This window comes from Janthinobacterium sp. PAMC25594 (assembly GCF_019443505.1).
In the GTDB taxonomy this organism is placed as follows: Bacteria; Pseudomonadota; Gammaproteobacteria; order Burkholderiales; family Burkholderiaceae_D; genus Janthinobacterium.
Map to the genome: position 1 here is coordinate 760,770 of NZ_CP080377.1, position 19,861 is coordinate 780,630.

A 19,861-nucleotide genomic window follows, 5' to 3' on the forward strand; every position below is an offset into this window, starting at 1 on the left:
TCCGGCAATGGCTGCGCTTACTGCGCTTGCCGTGCGTGCCGCGCCACCGGATGCGGACGTGCTGGCCACCGTGGAAACGGCACTGGTGACCCACCGTGCCTTTGGTGACAGCAACTATATCCGCGACCAGCTGGCCGTCGCCTACCGGCGGCGGCTGCACAAGCTCGGTGGCGCCCTGCCCGAGGCGGAAAGCCTGGCCACGCTGCTGGATGCGGCACCACCCGCGCGCCAGCACCAGTTGCTGGGCGACACGGTGCTGCGCTGCGCCGTCCAGCACGCCATGCGCCAGTTGCAGCTGGGCGACGAATACGGCTTGCCTTTGCCGCAATGCGCGGCGCTGTTCCGGGCGGCGGGCGAGCACCTGCGCGCGGACTTGCCCGGCGGCCCGCTGGCGGCCCATTTGCCGCCCATGGCGCGGCTGCACGACGAAGGCAGCCTGCAGGACCAGGACACGTATATCTGGCATGCCTGGCAGGAAGGCACGCCGTATGCGCGCGCTTTTCTTGCCGTGATGGAAGATAACTACGGCGCGCCGCTGGCCACCCCTACGCCGCAGGAACGGGCCCTGCTGCGCCGGGGCCTGCGGCTGCTGGAAACCCTGCTGCCCCGCCTGACGGCCAGCGCGCTTTCTCATGTACAACTAATCGCCCTGTTTCCCAAGCTGGGCACGTGGCGCGGCAAGGCGTCGAGTTCGCAATTTCGCGTCAATGGCAGCGTGTTCCTGAACCAGGAACTGATCGGCAACCCCTGGTGGCTGGCCGAGCACTTGTTGCACGAGTCGCTGCACCAGAAACTGTACGACTTCCGCCACGGCCACAGCCTGCTGGCGCCCGACTATGCGCGCGACGACGGCGCCAGGGTCTGCTCGCTGTGGAATGCGCCCGATGATGACGGCAATCACTACTGGGATGCCCACCGCACCCTGGCCGCCTTTCACGTGTACGTCCACCTGGCCTTGCTGTGCCTGCTGGCCGAGCAGCAGGAAGCGGTGCTGGCGCCCCAATACGGCCCCATCGGCCAGCACATGAGCGGCAGCGGGCGCGCCATCGACCGCGCCCGCTACCTGGGCGAGCAATTGCACAGCACTACCTGGCCGGAGTTGGGATTGGCGGGGCGGCAGATGACGCACTGGCTGCTCGATGTGCTCGACGCGCTCGACACGCAACGGCGGCCCAGCGGCGCCACCCTGCACCTGCTGCTCGACCTGTACGAGCGCCAGAGCCGCAAGCTCGATACTTATCTGGCGCAGCAGCCGCCACCGCGTAACGACACGCTGGGCTTGCAGGCGCAGCAAGAGTTGGCGATGACGCGGCAGGCACTGCACATGCTGGACAGGGAACTGCCGCCATTGCCCCCGACGCAGGAGCACGACTGGCCGCAGGCGCGGCAACGCATCATGCAGGCACTGTGGCCGCTGAGCGAGGATGAAACGCTGATGGGAAACACTGGCTACCCGCAGGCGCAGGCGCTGGTTGCGCAGATGGTGCAACTATCGAGCCGGCAACTGGCCGCACTGGGGGCTTTGGGTTGAAAAATACGAATTCAGGGAAAATCTTGATGGTGCTGCACGTCCGGGCTGGAGCAACCCGGATTGGTGCGGATGGGGAGACTCGAACTCCCAAGCCGAAGCACTGGCTTCTAAGACCAGCGTGTCTACCAATTCCACCACATCCGCATTTTGTACTACTTTGTACTACTTGCTCCCCTGATTTTAACAACTCGGGAGCGATCTGGCTACCGTGGACTGATCAAGCAAGCCCTCGGTAAAGCAAAGGCGGCATTCTACTGGATTTCCCAGAGGAATGCCGCCTTTTTTATGCCGACACCTTGATGCCGATTTCTAGCCCTCTTTTGCCGTCGCCGGCTCCGGCTTCTTGACCCGGAACCAGGCCGCATACAGCGCCGGCAGGAACAGTAAAGTTAACGCCGTCGCGAGGATCAGGCCGCCCATGATGGCCACCGCCATCGGACCCCAGAAAACGGAGCGCGACAGGGGAATCATGGCCAGCGCGGCGGCGGCGGCCGTCAGCACGATGGGACGGCAGCGGCGCACGGCCGAGTCGATGATGGCGTCCCATGGCGCCGAGCCATCGTTGATGTCTTGCTCGATCTGATCGACCAGGATCACCGAGTTGCGGATGATCATGCCGAACAGCGCAATAATGCCCAGGTTGGCCACAAAACCAAGTGGCCGGCCCAGCGCCAGCAAGGCAAACGCGGCGCCCGCCACGCCCAGCGGCCCCGTCAGGAACACCAGCAAGGAACGCGAGAAACTGTGCAGCTGCAGCATCAGCAAGGTGAAGATGATGAAGATGGCCAGCGGCAAGTTGGTCGCGATCGACGCTTCCGCCTCGCCGCTGTCGGCCGCCACGCCCTTCACGGTGATGCGGTAACCGTCCGGCATTTTGGCCCGTAAAGCGTCGAGCTGCGGCGCCAACTGCGTCGAGACCGTCGCGCCCTGGATACCGTCGACCACGTCCGATTGCACGGTAATGGCCCATTCGCGCTTGTCGCGCCAGACCACGCCCGGCTCCCACACGAAATGCACGCGGGCCAGCTGCGAGATGGGCACGGACTTGCCCGTTGCCGTCGGAATATTCGTGTCATTCAGCACGGAAATCGTCGCCCGCTCCTCCAGCGGCTGGCGCACCTGGATATCGATCAGCTTGTTGTCTTCGCGGAACTGGCCGATGACGGTGCCCGACAGTATCGTATTGGCCGCCTGCATCACCGTTTTCGAGGTGACGCCCAGCGCGCGCATCTTGTCCTGGTCCAGGTCCAGGCGCAGCACCTTCACCGACTCATTCCAGTTATCGTTGACGCCCAGGGTGTTCGGATTGGCGCGCATGATGTCCTTGACCTGGTCGGCGATGGCGCGCACACCCGCCACTTCCGGCCCCGTGACACGGAATTGCACGGGATACGGCACCGGCGGGCCGTTCGGCAACAGTTTTACCCTGCCCCGCACTTCCGGGAAATCCTTCTTGAAGACATCGATGATCTTCTGGCGCAGCTGCTCGCGATCCGCCAGACTCTTCGGCAGGATCACCACTTGCGATACATTGGTCTGCGGGAAGATCTGGTCCAGCGGCAGGTAGAAGCGGGGACTGCCCGTGCCCACATAGCTGGTGATGCTGTCCACGCCGTCGAGCTTGCCCACAAAAGCCTCGAATTTCTTCACCTGCTTTTCATTCGCGGCAAAGGTCGTGCCCTCGGGCGACCACAGTTCCACCATCAGTTCCGGGCGGCTGGAATCGGGAAAGAATTGCTTTTCGATAAAATTGAAACCATAGATACCCAGCGCAAAGATGGCCAGGGTGGCGGCGATCGTCGTCTTGCGCCATTCCACGCACCAGGTGACGGCGCGGCGGAAGCGGCGGAAGTTCGGCGTATCGAACAATTCATGGTCGTTGTGCGCGTGCGGTTTCACTTTCAGCAAGACATAGCCGATGTAAGGCGTGAAGACGACGGCCACCACCCACGAAATGATCAGGGCCAGCGCATTGACGGAGAACAGGGAGAACGTGTATTCGCCGGCGGCCGACTTGGCCAGGCCGATGGGCAAAAAGCCCGCCACCGTGATCAATGTACCCGTCAGCATGGGCATGGCCGTCGACGTGTAGGCGAAGGTGGCCGCGTCAAAGCGCGACATGCCCTCTTCCATCTTGCGCACCATCATTTCGACGGCGATGATGGCGTCATCGACCAGCAAGCCCAGCGCGATGATCAGGGCGCCCAGCGAGATCTTGTGCAAGTCGATGTCGAGCAGGCGCATGAACAGGAACGTAACGGCCAGCACCAGCGGGATGGTCAGCGCCACCACCAGGCCGGGCCGCACGTCGATGCGCAGCGGTTTTGTATGCAAGCCCAGCGCGACAAAGCTGACGGCCAGCACGATCAGAATGGCTTCGATCAGGGTATGCACGAACTCGCCCACGGAGGCGGACACGGCTTCCGGCTGGTTCGACACGCGCTGCAGCTCTATGCCGACCGGCAATTCACTCTTCATGCGCGTCACCGTCGCCTGCAAGGCCTTGCCCATGTCAATGATGTTGCCACCCTTTTCCATCGACACGCCCAGGCCAATCACTTCCTTGCCATTGAAACGCATCTTGTCCTTCGGTGGATCGACGAATTCGCGCTTCACCGTGGCAAAGTCGCCGAGGCGGAAGGTGGTGCCGTTGGTGCGCAGTTCCAGGTTTTCCAGGTCCTTGACGGTCACCATGGCGCCCGTCACGCGCACTTGCAGATTATCCGTCGGCGTCACCAGCACGCCCGTGGCGTTGATGCTGTTTTGCTCGGACAATTGCTGCACGATGGCGTCAAAAGGAATACCCAGCTGGGCAAATTTCTTGTGAGAAAAGATGATATTGATCTTTTCGTCTTGCACGCCGAACAGTTCCACCTTCGACACCTGCCCCACGGCCAGCAGTTCCTGGCGCACCTTGTCCGCGTAATCCTTCATTTCCGCGTAGGTGAAACCGTCGCCGGACAGGGCGAAGATGGAACCATACGTGTCGCCGAACTCGTCATTGAAGAACGGGCCCACCACGCCGGCCGGCAAGGTGCCCTTGATGTCGCCGATCTTCTTGCGTACCTGGTACCAGGCGGCCGCCGTTTCCTTGGGCGGCGCCGATTCGCGCAGCTCCAGCAAGATCAATGTTTCACCGGGTTTCGAATAACTGGTGATTTCATTGATGTACGGTGTTTCCTGCAGCTTCTTTTCCAGCTTGTCCGTCACCTGCTCGGCCATCTGCAGCGCCGTGGCGCCGGGCCAGTATGCCTGCAAGACCATGGCGCGGAAAGTAAACGGGGGATCTTCATCCTGGCCCAGGCTGGCATAGCTGAGCATGCCGCCGATCAGCAGCACGGCCATCAGGTAGCGCGTCAGCGGAATGTGTTCGAGGGCCCAGCGCGACAGATTGAAGCCGCCCTTCATTTGACGGCCCCTACGCTGACGGCGGCCGCGGCGACATCGGGTTTGCTGGCCAGTTCGGCGCCCAGGATCGAGACTTTCTGCCCAGGCTTGAGCAGGTTGACGCCGGCCGTGACCACCGTCTGCCCCGCTTTCACGCCCGAGGTCAGCAGCAATTCATTGCCCGCCACGCCGCCCACCGTCACCGGCACCAGCTTCACGGCGCCGTTTTCCACCACCCACACGGAGCTTTGCGACTTTTCATTGAACAGGGCCGTCAGCGGCACCTTGATCTGCGGCGTGGCCGTTTTCGAGGCGAACTGCACCACGGCCGTCATGCCCAGGCGCGCCTGCGGCGCGTCCGGGATGCTGACCTTGGCGATATAGGTGCGCGTGGCGGGATCGGCCACGGGCGACACTTCGCGTATCTTGCCCGGCAGCGCCTGCTTCGGGTCGGCCCACAGGCGCACCACCACATCCTTGACGCCGCGCAAGGTCTCGACCTTGTCTTCGGGAATGCCGATCACGACTTCCTTCTCGCCGCTTTTCGCCACTTGCACCACGGGCGCGCCGGGCGCCACCACCTGCCCCACTTCCGCCTCGATGCGCGTGACGACGCCATCGACGTCGGCCAGCAAGCTGGCATAGCCGGACTGATTCGCCTGACCACGGTACAGGGCTTGCGCCGCTTCCACGTTCGCCTGCGCCGCCTTGTAGGTGGCATTTTTACCATCGAGCACGGCCTGGCTGACGAAATTTTTCTCGCGCAAATCCTGGTAGCGCTTCAATTCCGCGCGCGCCAGGTCGCGGCTCGTTTCCGCGCTGACCAGCGAAGCCTTGGCCTGGGCCTGCGACAGCTGCAAGTCGACGGGATCGAGCTGCATCAGCACTTGCCCCATTTTCACGCTGGCGCCCACATCGACCTTGCGCGCGACGATCTTGCCGCCCACGCGGAAACCCAGCTGCGACACGACGCGGGGCACGACCTCGCCCGCCAGCTCGGCACTCACGTCAACATTGCTGCTAGACAACACGATCCCGCGCACGGGGCGCACGTCTTCCACTTTGACGGCGGGCTTGGAACAGGCCGCCAGGGTCAGCGCCAGGGCGGCGGAGGTAATCAGCCGCAGGGCGGGCAGCGCGGGTGCGCCGGTCTCGCGGCGCAGGGTTTTCAGGGCAAACAAGGTATTTTCCTTTACTATGCGGGCTGTTGGATTTTTGCATGAGGAAACTTTTAGCTGGCTAGCCAAACTTTTTCGCACGCGATATCCTTAAATTTGTGACAATATCAGCTGGATCATGACAGGGAGGACTTCCCCTAATGACTTTCTGGTTATTAATTATAATCGTGCGTAAAAGTTTTTAGTGACTTTTGCGTCATTAATCTTGAGCCGTACAACGTCCGCCACATTCCAGCGTTTCAGGGGTGCCGGACAAACGCAAGACTAGAGAAGCGTGTTCAATGCCTGTAGACCATTACGAAAATTTTCCTGTTGCATCATTTTTACTGCCGCGCCGCCTGGTGCCTGCCGTCGAAGCCATCTATGCCTTCGCCCGCAGCGCCGACGACCTGGCCGATGAAGGCGACGCCACGCCGGCCGAACGCCTGGCCTCGCTGCACGCCTACGAAGAGGCGCTGGGCCGCATCGCCCGCGAAGAAGGCCATGCTGGCGAGCATGCCGCCATGTTCGAACGCCTGGCCGCCGTCATCGCCAAACACCAGCTGCCGCTGAAGCCGTTTTACGATCTGTTGTCGGCCTTCAAGCAGGATGTGCAGACGACGCGCTACGCCAGCTACGACGACGTGCTCGACTACTGCGCCCGCTCCGCCAACCCCGTGGGGCTGCTGATGCTGCACCTGTACGGTGCGGCCGATGAACAGAATGTACGCGATTCCGATGCCATATGTTCAGCTTTGCAACTAATTAATTTCCTGCAAGACGTCGCCATCGACCAGCAAAAGGAACGCATCTACCTGCCGATGGAAGACTTGACCCGCTTTGCCGTCTCCGCAGCCGCCTTCGAGCGGCCCGAGGCGCACGGCAAGTGGAGCGCCCTGATGCGCTTCGAAGTGGCCCGCACGCGCGCCCTGATGCTGTCCGGCGCGCCGCTGGCCCTGCGTTTGCGCGGGCGCATCGGCTGGGAGCTGCGTCTCGTGGTGCAAGGGGGCTTGCGCATCCTCGAAGCCATCGAAGCCGTCAATTACGACGTGTTCCGGCGCCGCCCCAAGCTGGAGAAACGCGACTGGCTGATCATTTTCTGGCGCGCGCTGCGCATGTCGCGCAAAAGCCTGCATCAAGAGACGCAAGTAAAAACGGCTTTTCCCCCGTCGCCCACTCTGTAAGACGATAGAATAGCGGCTTCGATCTGCAACCCTTGCTCTTTTGACTATGTCTCCCGACGAATACTGCCAACAAAAGGCCGCCCAGAGCGGCTCCAGCTTCTACTACAGCTTCCTGTTCCTGCCGGCCGAACGCCGCAAGGCCATCACGGCCCTGTACGCGTTCTGCCGCGAAGTCGATGACACGGTCGATGACTGCACCGACGAAGCCGTGGCACGCACCAAGCTGGTCTGGTGGCGCAAGGAAGTCAAGGCCATGTACGAGGGTCTCCCCACGCATCCCGTGATGCGCGCGCTGGAGCCGCACTTGGCCGTGTATCAACTGGAAGAAAAGCATTTGCAGGCCATCATCGACGGCATGGAAATGGACTTGAACCAGACCCGCTACCTCGATTACCAGGCCATGAGCCGCTATTGCTGGCATGTGGCCAGCGTGGTGGGCATCTTGTCGGCCAGCATCTTCGGCGCGACCCGCCCGGAAACGCTGCTGTACGCGGAAAAACTGGGTCATGCCTTCCAGCTGACCAACATCATCCGCGACGTGGGCGAAGATGCGCGCAAGGGGCGCATCTATTTGCCGATCAGCGAATTGCAGCAGTTCAATGTGACGGCGGCCGACCTGCTGAACGCGCGCCACAGCGAAGCCTTTGAAAACCTCATGCGTTTCCAGGTGGCGCGCGCGCAAAAGGCGTATGACGAAGCGTTCGCCCTGCTGCCGGCCGAAGACCGCCGCGCCCAGCGCCCGGGCCTGATCATGGCCGCCATCTATCGCACGGTACTCAATGAAGTTGAGCGCGACGGTTATCACGTGTTGAAACAGCGCATCTCGCTCACGCCGATCCGCAAACTGTGGCTGGCCTGGAAGACCTGGGTTCGTGGCTGAGAGTAGCGTGAAGCAACGCTACGCCGTCATCGGTGCCGGCTGGGCCGGCTGCGCGGCGGCCATGGAACTGGCGCGCGCCGGCCATGCCGTCACCGTCTACGAGGCGGCGCGCACCCTGGGCGGCCGCGCGCGCCGGGTCGAACGCGGGGTTGGGCAAGACTGCACGGTACTCGACAACGGCCAGCATATCTTGCTGGGCGCGTACACGGAAACCTTGCGCCTGATCAAGCTCGCGGGCCAGGACCCGGCAGAGCTGATCCTCACTTTGCCCCTGCAGATGCGCTATCCGGCGAACTCCGATGGCATGGATTTCATCGCGCCGCGCCTGCCCGCGCCGCTGCACCTGGCCTGGGCCCTGCTGCGCGCCAAAGGTTTGCAGCGCGCCGACAAGCTGGCCCTGATGCGCTTTTCCACCGCCATGCGGACGATGGGCTGGCAGTTGTACAACGATTGCTCGGTGACCGAGTTGCTGCAGCGCTTCGACCAGACGGACCGCTTGAACCGGCTGATGTGGCACCCGCTGTGCCTGGCCGCGCTGAACACGCCGCCAGAACGGGCCTCGGCGCGCGTCTTCCTCAACGTGCTGCGCGACAGCCTGGGGGCGAGCCGCCGGCGCGCCTCCGACATGCTGATCCCGAAAGCGAACCTGAGTGCCCTGTTGCCCGAGGCGGCCGCCCGCTACCTGGCGCAGCATGGCGGCGCAGTGCGCACGGGCGCCAAGGTGGCTGCCTTGCACGCCTTGCCCGATGGCAGTTGGCAGCTCGATGACGGCGAGCACTATGCTGGTGTGATCGTCGCCACCTCGTCCGTGCAGGCCGCCAGCCTGCTGCAAGACTTGCACGACGCACGCCTGGCCGACGTCATCAATCGCATGCAGGCGTTCACGCCGGAAGCCATCAGCACCGGCTACCTGCAATACGACGCCAGCGTGCGCCTGGACTTGCCGTTTTACGCGCTCGTCGATGCGCCAGAACAACAGCACTGGGGTCAGTTCGTCTTCGACCGGGGCCAGCTCGACAGCAAGCAGGCGGGCTTGCTGGCCGTCGTCATCAGCGCCTCCGGTCCTGCCGCCGAGCAAGGCCACGCGCCGCTGGCGCAAGCCATCGCGGCGCAACTGGCGCAAGTATTGCAGCGTCCGGAACTGGCGCAACCGGCCTGGACCCAGTTGATCACGGAAAAGCGCGCCACGTTTGCCTGCACACCGGATTTATTGCGTCCCGGCAACGCCAGCGGCGTGCCGGGCTTGCTGCTGGCCGGCGACTACACGGCCAATGATGACCGGACGCAAGACTATCCGGCCACCATCGAAGCGGCCGTGCGCAGCGGCGTGGCGGCGGCCAGGGCCTTCACCACGGGCAAGGCGGCAAAGTAGACGACGGTGCATCCTCCCCTGGTGTCGCTCGCCCCCGCGAAATTGCATTCTGTCGCACCGCACTGGTGCGCTAGGCCGCGCTTGGGTACAGTCTGATCATCGACAACGGCCATGCCACGGGGAATACCATGCACACCACCTTGCACTTGAAAAATAGCTTGAAAGCCGTGGCGCTGCTGGCCTGTGTGGCGCTGGCCACCGTGATCGTCATTAACGTACAGCAAGTACCACCGGCCCAGCATGCGCCATTAGTGCTGAGCCAGGCAAGCATGCTGCTGCCGGCGCTGGGCTAAGCGGCGCGCAGGAACAGGAAGAATATGATGAACAAGCAAGATTATCTCGACTCTCTGCGGCGCGCGCTGGCAGGCTTGCCGCCGGACCTGGTGGCCAAGACCCTCGATTATTACGAACAGACCTTCATCGAAGGCGCGGCGGCAGGCCGCAGCGAGCACGAAATCGCCGAGGACCTGGGCGATCCCAAAAAAATCGCCCTCACCTTGCGCAGCAGCACCCACCGCCAGGCTTTCGAACAAAAGAAAACCCCCGTCAACCTGCTGCGCCTGCTTGTCTCGCTGGTGGGCCTGGCCATCTTCAACCTGTTCATGGTCGTGCCTGCCGCCGTGTACGCGGCCCTGCTGGCCACCCTGTATGCCGTCGGCCTGAGCTTTTACCTGGCCGGCATCGCCATCACGGCCAGCGGCCTGTCCGGCGCCAACGAACTGGTGCTCGATGGCCCGCTGCGCCACGTCTTCATGCATGACGATGACGGCGGCGAAGGGGGCGAGCGGCGCGAAACACGCATCACCATCGGCGACACGGGCATCGAAATCGACCACGTGCCCGGTCCCTTGCAGCGTGAACCGGCCGAACCCCAGGGGCCGGGCGTATCGTCGCGCATGATGGAGCGGGCCGAAGCGCTGGCCGGCGGCGGCATCCGCATCTCCACCGACATGGACCGCGATGCGCGCACCACGCAAACCGTCTTCGGCGTGGGCATGCTGCTCGGCGGTATCGTCATCTTCCTGCTCAGTCTGGTGGTCACGCGCTATACCTTGATCGGCATCAAGCGCTACATCGCCATGAATGTCTCCCTGCTCAAAGGTCACTAGAAAGGCTGCCATGAAACGTTTACTCAAAGTCGGCCTGTCCATGCTCTTGTTGGCCATGGTCCTGATCGCCATGTCGTATGCGGCGCTGCGCGCCAAGGGGATCAGCAATCCCAGCAGCGCTGCCGGCCGCGCCGTGCGCAGCGAAACGCGCCCGATTGCCGCCAATATCACCAGCATCGACCTGGCCGGCCCCATCGACCTGGTGCTGCGCCGCGGCGCCACGCCGTCGATGAAGGTGAGCGGCGAACAGCGTTTGCTGTCGAACGTGGACACGACGGCCGATGGCACGACCCTGCATATCGGCCCGAAAGGCATGCTGTTCCACCATCGCCAGCCGCTGCAGGTGGAACTGGTGCTGCCCGCCCTCGTGCGCGTGGAAGTGCACGGCAATGGCGACAGCAAGATCACGGGCTTTTCGGGCGACAGTTTTATACTGGAATTGACGGGATCGGGCGACGTCAGCTTCACGGGACGCTACAAGCAGGTGCAAGCCACCGTCAACGGCAGTGGCGACCTCGACATCAATGGCGGCAACAGCGACAGCGTGGTGCTGGAAATGGTGGGTTCCGGACGCATCGCCGCCAGCGGCAACACGAAGTTCCTGCGCGCCGACCTGAGCGGCTCAGGCGACATCGATGCCGAACACCTGGCGGCCGACAAGGCCAGCGTCAGCCTGCAAGGCTCGGGCCAGAGCACCGTCTTCGTGCGCGACGCCGCCAACCTGACCTTGCGCGGCAGCGGCGATATCCACGTGCACGGCAACCCGCGCCAGCGCGAGACCCAGAAAAGCGGGTCAGGCGACATCATCTGGCATTGATGATGACGCTGTTCACAATCTACTGCGCGGCGCGATTTGCGGCTGGCGATGCTCGCTGTACTAGAGTACAGCTGCGCTTCTCAGCCACAACTCGGGGCCGCTCGCTACGATTGTGAACAGCGTCGTGGCGCTAACGATCAAATGCTGTTGTAATTTCAAAAATTCCCTTCCAGCCAACTGACCGCCTGCTCACCGGCCGCCTTGCCTTGCGCCAGGCAGGCCGTCAGCAGGTAGCCACCGGTCGGCGCTTCCCAGTCCAGCATTTCACCGGCGACAAACACGCCCGGCATGGCGCGCAGCATGCTGCCGTCGATGCCGTCGAATTGAACGCCGCCGGCGCTGCTGATGGCTTCATCGATGGGGCGCGCACGCTTGAGCGTGACGGGCAGCAGCTTGATGGCGGCAGCCAGCCTGGCTTCGTCGGCAAAGTCGGCCGCGCTCAGGCATTCGCGCAGCAAGCCCGATTTCACGCCTTTGATGCCCAGCCGGCTTTGCAAATGGCTGGACATGGAACGGGCGCCACGCGGGCGCGTCACTTCCTCGAACACGCGCTCATGGCTGTGGTCAGGCGCCAGGTCCAGCCAGATGGTGGTGCTGCCGTCACGGGCGATCTGCTCGCGCAGCGCGGCCGACAGCGCATAAATCAGGCCTCCTTCCACGCCGCCCGCCGTGATGACGCACTGCCCCTGGCGCTTGATCGTCAAGCCATCGATGTCATGCGCCGTGATGGCCAGCGTGGCCAGGTGTTCGCCCGCGTAACGGCTGCTGAAATGCTCGCTCCAGTCCACGTCGAAGCCACAATTGGCCGGCGCCAGTGCCGCCACAGCCACGCCCTGGCCTTGCAGCAGCGGCACCCAGGCGCCGTCCGATCCCAGGCGCGCCCAGCTGCCGCCACCGAGCGCCAGGATCACGGCGTCGAAGGTGAAACGGCGTTCGCCATCCGGCGTGGCAAAGGCCAGCTGGCCATCCTCATCCTGCCAGCCCGTCCAGCGGTGGCGCATGTGAAATTGCACGCCCGCTTCGCGCAAGCGGTGCAGCCAGGCGCGCAGCAGGGGCGCGGCCTTCATATCGGTCGGAAAGACGCGGTTCGAGGAACCGACGAAGGTATCCACGCCCAGGCCGTGCACCCAGTCGCGCACCTTTTGCGGGCCGAACTGGTCCAGCGCCGGTTTCACGCGGTGCGCTTGCCTGGCGTAGCGCGAGACGAAGGCCTGGTAGCCTTCCGCGTGCGTGATATTCATGCCGCCGCGCCCGGCCAGCAGGAATTTGCGGCCGACGGACGGCATGGCGTCGAACAATTCCACCCTGGCCCCCTGGTCGGCGGCCGCCTGGGCGGCCATCAGGCCGGCGGGGCCGCCGCCGATGACGGCGATGTGGAACGGAGGAAGGCTGGAATGGGTCATGGCAAGCTGGGAAGACGGTGAAAACCCCGGCATTTTAGTCGAGATAAGGCCGGGGAATGGCAAGAATGCTGAAAAATGATGCATACTGCGCAGGCATGCCGCAATGATCGGCACTTTGAATCACGAGACAACGAGACGACAAGAGGAGAAACACATGGACACAGGATTCTGGATTTCCCGCTATTTGCTGGCCAGCTCGATTTTATTCATGATCTTGACGGTGGTCGATTACAGCAAAGGCAACGTGAGCAAGGCCAGCTTGCTGGGCGCCCTGGCCTGGTCGCTGGTGGCCTCGGCCATCTTCATCGGCCCGAAATACTGGCGCCACAAGAAAGCCATCGCCTGCGCCACCTGCAGCGGGGACAAACCAAAAGCCAAGTCGCAATAAAAAATGGCCGCTTCAGCGGCCATTTTCTTGCGTGGACATGATCAGCCGCCCGTCACCGGCGGGAAAAACGCCACCTCGTCGCCTTCCGCAATCACGGTATCGGCATCGCACATCACCTGATTATGCGCCATGCGCAGCGCGCGGCCCTGCGCCAGCGCATATTCCCAGTTGCCGCCGCGGGCGATCAGCAGGCTTCTCACCTCGCCCACCGTCAGCGGCCCGGCCACTTCCAGCACTTCCTGGGCCGTGCCCACCAGCTCGCGCACGCTGGCGAAAAATCGCAGATTGATCTTCATCGATACTTCCTTAGTACAGCAATTCGTTAAACGGGATAAAGCGCAGCATGTCGCCGCGCGCAATCGACAGCCCCGGCGGGCAATCGATCAAGCCGTCGCCCCACACGGTGGACGTCAGCACGCCCGAACTCTGGTTGGTGTACAGTTCCAGCTCGCCCTCGTCATTGACCTTGGCGCGCAAGAACTCGTTGCGCTTGTCCGCCTTCAGGCGCTCGAACGCGGCCGGCAGCTTGTAGCTGCGCGGCGCCAGACTGCCCGCCACGCCTTGCAGGCGCAAGATGAACGGGCGCACGAACAGCAAGAACGTGACGAAGCTCGACACGGGATTGCCGGGCAAGCCGACAAAGAACGCGTCCTGCACTTCACCAAACGCCAGCGGTTTGCCCGGTTTGACGGCGATCTGCCACATGTTCAGCCGTCCTTCCGCTTCCACGGCCGGCTTGATATGGTCTTCCTCGCCAACGGACACGCCGCCCGAGGTGATGATCAAATCATTGCCCTGGGCCGCCTGACGTAGCACGGCGCGCGTGGCCTCCAGGCTGTCGGGCACGATGCCCAGGTCCGTGATGTCGCAGCCGAGGTTTTCCAGCAAGCCGCGCAGGGTAAAACGGTTCGAGTTGTAGACGGCGCCCGGCGCCAAAGGTTCACCGGGCATGGCCAGCTCGTCGCCCGTGAAGAACACGGCCACGCGCAGCTTGCGCAGCACGGGGACTTGCGCCAGGCCCACGGAGGCGGCCAGGCCCATTTCCTGGCTGCGCAGGCGTCGTCCCGCACCGAGGATGACGCCACCGGCGCGGATATCCTCGCCCTGGCGGCGCACCCATTCACCCGCATGCGGCACGTGGTTCACCGTCACCACGCCATCAAGCAAGGTGCACTGCTCCTGCATCACCACGCAATCGGCGCCGTCCGGCAGCAAGGCACCCGTAAAGATGCGCGCCGCCGTCCCCGGCTGCAGGGGCTGGCCCACGTGGCCGGCCGCGATGCGCTGCGACACGGGCAGGCTGGCCGCGCCGCTGGCGCAATCCTGCGCGCGCACGCAATAGCCATCCATCTGCGTGTTGTCACGCTCGGGCACGTTCAGGGTCGACGTCTGCGCCGTGGCCAGCACGCGGCCGTTGGCGCGCATGGTGTCGACCAGCTCGACTTCGGTCACCGGACGCGCCGCGCCCAGCATGAAGGCTTGCGCCTCGGCCACCGACAGCATCGGTTTGCGTACAGTGCTGGCTTCTGTCATCACAATCCCGTATTGGCGGCGATGTACGCCTTCATTTTTTCCACGTCAGCATCCATCACGATGAACTTTTGCGGCAAGTCTTCGATGTTTTCGAAGCCCTTTGGCCGTTCCGCGTCCACACCCAGCGCTTCGAGGATGGTTTCGTTGAACTTGGCGGCCAGCGCCGTTTCCAGCACGATCATCGGCACGTTCGGTTCCAGGTGCTCGCGCGCCACCTTGATGCCGTCGGCCGTGTGCGTGTCGATGGTGATGCCGTAGTCGTCGGCGACGTCGCGGATGGTGTCGAGGCGGTCCTGGTGCGTGGACTTGCCCGACTTGAAGCCGTATTTGGCCACCAGTTTGAACTCGTCGCCGTCGCTGCCAGGCTTGCCGGACAAATCGAAGCCGCCATGCGTTTCCACTTTCGTGAACAAGGCGCGCACGCGCTCGCTGTCGCGGCCCACCAGGTCGTAGACGAAGCGCTCGAAATTCGACGCCTTCGAGATATCCATCGACGGGCTGCTCGTGTGATACGTTTCGGCCGACTTGCGCACGCGGTAGACGCCCGTGCGAAAGAATTCGTCGAGCACGTCGTTTTCATTCGTCGCGGCCACCAGTTTCGAGATGGGCAAGCCCATCATGCGGGCGATATGGCCGGCGCAGATATTGCCGAAGTTGCCAGACGGCACCGTGAACGACACTTTTTGCTCGTTGCTGGTGGTCGCCGCCAGATAGCCGCGGAAGTAGTACACGACCTGCGCCACGACTCTTGCCCAGTTGATGGAATTGACGGTGCCGATCTTCTGTTTCGCCTTGAACAGCAAGTCGTTCGACACGGCCTTGACCATATCCTGGCAATCGTCGAACACGCCTTCGACGGCGATGTTGACAATGTTCGGGTCTTGCAGGCTGAACATCTGCGCCGTCTGGAAGGCGCTCATTTTCTTGTGCGGCGACAGCATGAAGACGCGGATGCCCTTCTTGCCGCGCATCGCGTATTCGGCCGCGCTGCCCGTGTCGCCCGAGGTGGCGCCGAAGATATTGAGTTCGGCGCCCGTCTTGGCCAAGGTGTATTCGAACAGGTTGCCCAGCAGCTGCATGGCCATGTCCTTGAAGGCCAGGGTCGGGCCGTTCGACAGCGCTTGCAGCATCAGGGTGGTCGATCCGCCCTTGACGAGGTTTTCTTCGAGCACGCGCAGCGGCGTGATGTCGGCCGCGTTTTCGCCGGCGCGGGCGTTCTTGTAGACTGCCTTGGTATAGGTTTTCGCCGTCAATGCCTTCAGGTCCGCGGCCGGGATATCGGTGGCGAACTTCTTCAGGATTTCGTAGGCCAGGTCGGCATACGACAATGTGCGCCAGGCATTGAGCTCGGCACCAGTGACTTGCGGGTAGTGTTCAGGGAGATACAGTCCGCCATCGGGGGCCAGGCCGCCCAGGAGGATGTCGGAGAATTGCTGCGGATTCATTGGCGCTTTATCAGCGCGGGTAGACACGTAGTGCATAAATTTGAAGAGTCCAGTTGAGCTGAGTGCGGTTGATCATGAATGGCAGCGGATATTATAGTGCCAGCCGCCGCCCAAGGCGAATCGCATGCGCACGCAGCCGTCCTGGCCCCTGCCCCTGTTGTCAAACAGCAGCGTCGGGCAGAGGTAAAAGCATTGTATTTTGGAAATTTCTTATGGCGAGATCAACGCCCCGCATAAAGATGGGGCCACGTGCTGGCGTATACGCCTGATTTGCGCCACACTCGTACTTGTCGGCCGCATTGCGGCCATTCATGGAACCGGCCATGTCGCTGAGTAAAAAACCGTATCTGCAAAGCGCCGCGCTGCGCCACGACGCCGTCGTCGACCTCGATCACTATCCGTTCACCATCCCCGCCATCCGCGACTTCGTGCACATGGACTTCCACCCCGACGTGACGTTCTTCGTGGGCGAGAACGGCAGCGGCAAGTCGACCATGCTCGAAGCGCTGGCCGTGGGGCTGGGCTTCGGCAAGGATGGCGGCACGCGCAACGTGCGCATCGCGCTACCGTCGGATGAGGAATCGGGCTTGCACGCGCATCTGCGCCTGAGCAAGAGCTACAAGAAACCGGATGACAGTTATTTTTTGCGCGCCGAGAGCTTTTTCAATGTCGCCACCTATATGGACGACATGCCCGAATACCTGGGCAGCTACGGCGGCAAGTCGCTGCACGCGCAATCGCACGGCGAAGCGTTCATGGCGACCCTGATCAACAAGCTGCGGGGCAAGGGACTGTATCTGCTGGACGAACCCGAGGCGGCCCTGTCGCCCAGCCGCCAGATGGCGGCATTATCGGTGATCCACCAGCTGGTGCAGGACGACTCGCAACTGATCATCGCCACCCATTCGCCGATTCTGCTCGCTTACCCGAACGCGAAAATCCTCATGTTTACGGGCGGCGGCATCCACGAAGTGGCGTATGAAGACACGGAACACTACGCCGTGACGCGCGATTTTTTGAATCACTACCCGAGAAGGCTGGAGCAGCTGTTCGAGGAGGAGGAGTGAGGTGGTGGCTGTCGGCTTGCTGATTTGGTGATGTCGGCTTACGCCCTGCGGGCTAAGCCGACCTACGCCGACCTACGCCGACCTGCGCCTAACCACCCCGACCTACGTTGCTTGCGTCATGGCGTAGGTCGGATTAGCGTTGCGCGCGTAATCCGACGCCACCACCAGCGCATCAGCAAGCCGCGTGGTTCACCGTAATCACGTGGACCGCCAGGCCACCCAGCGACGTTTCCTTGTACTTGTCCTGCATGTCCGCGCCAGTCTGGCGCATGGTTTCGATGACTTCGTCGAGGCTGACGAAGTGCGTGCCGTCGCCCTTCAGCGCCAGCGAGGCGGCCGTGATGGCTTTCACGGCGCCCATGCCATTGCGCTCGATGCACGGGATCTGCACCAGGCCGCCGATGGGGTCGCAGGTCATGCCCAGGTGGTGCTCGATGCCGATTTCGGCCGCGTTTTCGATCTGTTCATTGGTGCCGCCCAGGGCCGCCACCAGGCCGGCCGCCGCCATGGCGCAGGCCACGCCCACTTCGCCCTGGCAACCCACTTCGGCGCCCGAGATCGAGGCATTGCGCTTGCACAGCATGCCGATGGCGGCTGCCGTCAGCATGAAGCGGCGCACGCCGCCCACCGGGTCGCTGGGGCGGCAATCCTGCGCGTAATAGCGCAGCACGGCCGGGATGATGCCGGCGGCGCCGTTGGTCGGCGCCGTCACCACGCGCCCGCCGGCCGCGTTTTCCTCGTTGACGGCCATCGCGTACAGGCTGACCAGGTGCACGGCGTCGTGCGGCAAGTCGTTGGCACGGTTGTCCGACGCCTTCGCTTCCTGCGCCAATCGCCACAGTTTGGCGGCGCGTCGCTTGACGTTCAAGCCGCCCGGCAGGTTGCCCGTCGTTTCCAGGCCGTGCGCGATGCAGTCGCGCATGACGTGCCAGATGCGGTCCAGGCCCGCATTCAATTCATCGTCGCTGCGCTTGACGCACTCGTTCGCGCGCAGCATTTCCGGGATCGACAGGCCGCTTTCCACGCCATGCGCCAGCAACTGCTCCATGGTATCGAAGGGGAAGACGACTCTTGCGCTGGCCGCCGATTCCACGGCCGCTTCCGCCTGCGCCTCGCCCGCTTCGCGGATAAAACCGCCGCCGATCGAGTAATACACTTTGTCGGCCCGGCTGCCGTCGGCCAGTTTCAGCGTAAAGCGCATGCCGTTCGGATGTTCTGGCAAGGATTCGCTCTTGTGCCAGATCAAGCCCGTGGCGGCCGTAAACGGTACCACGTGCATGCCCAGCAAGGCGATCTCGCCAGCCGCCTCGATGGCGGCCAGCTTGCTGTCGACGGCATCGGGCGCCACGTCCTGCGGCGTTTCACCCATCAAGCCCAGAATGACGGCCTTGTCCGTGGCATGGCCCACGCCCGTCAGCGCCAGCGAGCCATACAGGGCCGCCTCGACGCCCACTACCTGGTCCAGCGGACCGTATTCGACCAGAAAACGCCGCGCCGCCACCATCGGCCCCACCGTGTGGGAACTCGACGGCCCGATGCCGATTTTAAACAGGTCGAATACGCTCATGTCCATGTAGTGTCTCTTTATATTGGTATGTTTTTATGAATGCTTGTGTGGGACTCAGGCTGCCTTGGCGGCATGGCCCACGTCGACATTGGCCAGCATGTCGTTGACCATCTGCTCGACGCCGATCCGCGCCTTCCAGCCCCAGTCCGCGCTGGCCTTGCTGTCGTCCAGGCTTTGCGGCCAGCTGTCGGCGATGGCCTGGCGGCTGTCCGGCTTGTAGCTGATCTTGAAGTCCGGGATCATGTGCACGATGGCTTTCGCCAGTTGCTCGGGGTTGAACGACACGCCGGCCACATTGTAGGACGAACGGATCTTGATCTGCGACACAGGAGCGTCCATCAGTTCGATGGTGGCGCGGATGGCATCGGGCATGTAAATCATCGGCAAGGTGGTCGTCGCATCGAGGAAGCAGTCATAACGCTCGCCGCGCAAGGCCGCATGGAAGATGGCAATCGCGTAATCGGTGGTGCCGCCGCCCGGAGGCGACTTGTAGCTGATGATGCCCGGGTAGCGGATGCTGCGCACGTCCACGCCATACTTGTTGAAGTAGTACTCGCACAGGCGCTCGCCGGCCAGCTTGCTGATGCCGTACATCGAGGTCGGGTCCATCACCGTCATTTGCGGGGTGTTCACCTGCGGCGTGTTCGGGCCGAAGGCGGCGATCGACGATGGCCAGAAGATGCGCAGCGGTTTGCCCGCCTCGCCCCGCTCGCGCGCCAGTTCCAGGATATTGAGCAAGCCATCCATGTTCAGGCTCCACGCCTTCAACGGCGCCGCTTCGCCCGTGGCCGACAGCATGGCCGCCAGCTGGTACACCTGGGTGATGCCTTCGTCGGCGATGAGCTTCGCCAGGCCGTCCTTGTCCAGCACATTCAATTGCGCGTAGCGTTTGGCCTGGTACAGATTATTCGTGCCGATGTCGCTGGCGATGACGTTGTCCGCGCCGTGCTGCTGCGCCAGCGCGCCCACCAACTCACTACCGATTTGGCCGTTTGCGCCAATGACTAAGATGCGTTCCATG

General features: G+C 63.1%; 17 protein-coding genes and 1 tRNA gene. 9 read left to right on the top strand and 9 right to left on the bottom strand.

The genetic code is table 11. The features are described from left to right. Positions 1-7: 7 nt before the first annotated feature. Positions 8-1,531 carry a hypothetical protein gene (locus KY494_RS03410; RefSeq protein WP_219889909.1) on the top strand — a complete coding sequence of 508 codons (1,524 nt, stop codon included), beginning with the start codon at positions 8-10 and terminating at the stop codon, positions 1,529-1,531. 61 nt (positions 1,532-1,592) lie between these two features. Here KY494_RS03410 and KY494_RS03415 read toward each other — a convergent pair. The 3 genes from KY494_RS03415 to KY494_RS03425 all read right to left on the bottom strand — a co-directional run bounded on the left by KY494_RS03415 (position 1,593) and on the right by KY494_RS03425 (position 6,099). Next, a tRNA-Leu gene (locus KY494_RS03415) sits at positions 1,593-1,675 on the bottom strand. A gap of 165 nt (positions 1,676-1,840) precedes the next feature. Further along, positions 1,841-4,939 carry an efflux RND transporter permease subunit gene (locus tag KY494_RS03420; RefSeq protein ID WP_219889910.1) on the bottom strand — a complete coding sequence of 1,033 codons (3,099 nt, stop codon included), beginning with the start codon at positions 4,937-4,939 and terminating at the stop codon, positions 1,841-1,843. Continuing rightward, the gene (locus KY494_RS03425) at positions 4,936-6,099 is read right to left on the bottom strand and encodes an efflux RND transporter periplasmic adaptor subunit (protein ID WP_219889911.1); all 1,164 of its coding nucleotides are present in this window, start codon (positions 6,097-6,099) and stop codon (positions 4,936-4,938) included. The genes KY494_RS03420 and KY494_RS03425 overlap by 4 nt, the downstream gene beginning before the upstream one ends. Positions 6,100-6,377: 278 nt before the next feature. Here KY494_RS03425 and hpnC point away from each other — a divergent pair, with 278 nt between their 5' ends. The 6 genes from hpnC (at position 6,378) to KY494_RS03455 (ending at position 11,437) form a co-directional block, all read left to right on the top strand. Further along, entirely contained in the window at positions 6,378-7,259 is an 882-nt protein-coding gene (hpnC, locus tag KY494_RS03430) for a squalene synthase HpnC (RefSeq protein ID WP_219135224.1), read from the top strand. Between the two features lie 46 nt (positions 7,260-7,305). Continuing rightward, entirely contained in the window at positions 7,306-8,139 is an 834-nt protein-coding gene (gene hpnD, locus KY494_RS03435) for a presqualene diphosphate synthase HpnD (protein ID WP_219891461.1), read from the top strand. A gap of 7 nt (positions 8,140-8,146) precedes the next feature. Beyond that, positions 8,147-9,511, top strand: a complete 1,365-nt coding sequence (gene hpnE, locus KY494_RS03440) for a hydroxysqualene dehydroxylase HpnE (protein ID WP_308836411.1) — start codon at positions 8,147-8,149, stop codon at positions 9,509-9,511. A 128-nt stretch (positions 9,512-9,639) separates the two neighbouring features. After that, a complete protein-coding gene (locus KY494_RS03445) occupies positions 9,640-9,804 on the top strand; it encodes a hypothetical protein (protein WP_219889913.1) in 165 nt (54 codons plus the stop codon). A gap of 24 nt (positions 9,805-9,828) precedes the next feature. Then, entirely contained in the window at positions 9,829-10,620 is a 792-nt protein-coding gene (locus tag KY494_RS03450; RefSeq protein ID WP_257572171.1) for a DUF1700 domain-containing protein, read from the top strand. A gap of 10 nt (positions 10,621-10,630) precedes the next feature. Next, positions 10,631-11,437, top strand: coding sequence for a head GIN domain-containing protein (locus KY494_RS03455; RefSeq protein WP_219135227.1), 807 nt, complete (start codon positions 10,631-10,633; stop codon positions 11,435-11,437). A gap of 155 nt (positions 11,438-11,592) precedes the next feature. Here the strand turns inward: KY494_RS03455 and KY494_RS03460 are convergent, their stop codons facing one another. Next, a complete protein-coding gene (locus KY494_RS03460; protein WP_219889914.1) occupies positions 11,593-12,840 on the bottom strand; it encodes a TIGR03862 family flavoprotein in 1,248 nt (415 codons plus the stop codon). Positions 12,841-12,994: 154 nt separating this feature from the next. On the opposite strand from KY494_RS03460, the gene KY494_RS03465 reads away from it, so the two are divergent. Beyond that, entirely contained in the window at positions 12,995-13,228 is a 234-nt protein-coding gene (locus KY494_RS03465; protein WP_219889915.1) for a hypothetical protein, read from the top strand. Between the two features lie 41 nt (positions 13,229-13,269). On the opposite strand, the gene moaD is transcribed toward KY494_RS03465, so the two are convergent. Genes moaD through thrC form a run of 3 tightly spaced genes read right to left on the bottom strand, consistent with a single transcriptional unit; the run spans position 13,270 to position 16,242 of the window. After that, the gene (moaD, locus tag KY494_RS03470; RefSeq protein WP_219889916.1) at positions 13,270-13,524 is read right to left on the bottom strand and encodes a molybdopterin converting factor subunit 1; all 255 of its coding nucleotides are present in this window, start codon (positions 13,522-13,524) and stop codon (positions 13,270-13,272) included. Between the two features lie 10 nt (positions 13,525-13,534). Further along, the gene (glp, locus tag KY494_RS03475; RefSeq protein WP_219889917.1) at positions 13,535-14,761 is read right to left on the bottom strand and encodes a gephyrin-like molybdotransferase Glp; all 1,227 of its coding nucleotides are present in this window, start codon (positions 14,759-14,761) and stop codon (positions 13,535-13,537) included. Then, positions 14,761-16,242: a threonine synthase gene (gene thrC, locus KY494_RS03480; protein ID WP_219889918.1), complete on the bottom strand. Its 1,482-nt coding sequence runs from the start codon at positions 16,240-16,242 to the stop codon at positions 14,761-14,763. Before thrC ends, glp begins: the two co-directional genes overlap by 1 nt. 287 nt (positions 16,243-16,529) lie before the next feature. Here thrC and KY494_RS03485 point away from each other — a divergent pair, with 287 nt between their 5' ends. Next, the gene (locus KY494_RS03485) at positions 16,530-17,273 is read left to right on the top strand and encodes an AAA family ATPase (protein WP_219889919.1); all 744 of its coding nucleotides are present in this window, start codon (positions 16,530-16,532) and stop codon (positions 17,271-17,273) included. A gap of 172 nt (positions 17,274-17,445) precedes the next feature. Here the strand turns inward: KY494_RS03485 and KY494_RS03490 are convergent, their stop codons facing one another. Further along, positions 17,446-18,846 (bottom strand): L-serine ammonia-lyase, encoded by a 1,401-nt coding sequence (locus KY494_RS03490; protein WP_219135234.1) that lies wholly within the window; start codon positions 18,844-18,846, stop codon positions 17,446-17,448. 48 nt (positions 18,847-18,894) lie between these two features. After that, positions 18,895-19,860, bottom strand: coding sequence for an NAD-dependent epimerase/dehydratase family protein (locus tag KY494_RS03495; RefSeq protein WP_219889920.1), 966 nt, complete (start codon positions 19,858-19,860; stop codon positions 18,895-18,897). Between the last annotated feature and the right edge of the window lies 1 nt (position 19,861).

Coding starts and splice junctions, on each gene's coding strand:
- KY494_RS03455 (WP_219135227.1), top strand. CDS start 10,631: ATGAAACGTTTACTCAAAGTCGGCCTGTCCATGCTCTTGTTGGCCATG.
- KY494_RS03460 (WP_219889914.1), bottom strand. CDS start 12,840: ATGACCCATTCCAGCCTTCCTCCGTTCCACATCGCCGTCATCGGCGGC.
- KY494_RS03465 (WP_219889915.1), top strand. CDS start 12,995: ATGGACACAGGATTCTGGATTTCCCGCTATTTGCTGGCCAGCTCGATT.
- KY494_RS03420 (WP_219889910.1), bottom strand. CDS start 4,939: ATGAAGGGCGGCTTCAATCTGTCGCGCTGGGCCCTCGAACACATTCCG.
- KY494_RS03410 (WP_219889909.1), top strand. CDS start 8: ATGGCTGCGCTTACTGCGCTTGCCGTGCGTGCCGCGCCACCGGATGCG.
- moaD (WP_219889916.1), bottom strand. CDS start 13,524: ATGAAGATCAATCTGCGATTTTTCGCCAGCGTGCGCGAGCTGGTGGGC.
- KY494_RS03450 (WP_257572171.1), top strand. CDS start 9,829: ATGATGAACAAGCAAGATTATCTCGACTCTCTGCGGCGCGCGCTGGCA.
- hpnD (WP_219891461.1), top strand. CDS start 7,306: ATGTCTCCCGACGAATACTGCCAACAAAAGGCCGCCCAGAGCGGCTCC.
- glp (WP_219889917.1), bottom strand. CDS start 14,761: ATGACAGAAGCCAGCACTGTACGCAAACCGATGCTGTCGGTGGCCGAG.
- KY494_RS03485 (WP_219889919.1), top strand. CDS start 16,530: ATGTCGCTGAGTAAAAAACCGTATCTGCAAAGCGCCGCGCTGCGCCAC.
- hpnC (WP_219135224.1), top strand. CDS start 6,378: ATGCCTGTAGACCATTACGAAAATTTTCCTGTTGCATCATTTTTACTG.
- KY494_RS03445 (WP_219889913.1), top strand. CDS start 9,640: ATGCACACCACCTTGCACTTGAAAAATAGCTTGAAAGCCGTGGCGCTG.
- KY494_RS03495 (WP_219889920.1), bottom strand. CDS start 19,860: ATGGAACGCATCTTAGTCATTGGCGCAAACGGCCAAATCGGTAGTGAG.
- thrC (WP_219889918.1), bottom strand. CDS start 16,242: ATGCACTACGTGTCTACCCGCGCTGATAAAGCGCCAATGAATCCGCAG.
- KY494_RS03490 (WP_219135234.1), bottom strand. CDS start 18,846: ATGGACATGAGCGTATTCGACCTGTTTAAAATCGGCATCGGGCCGTCG.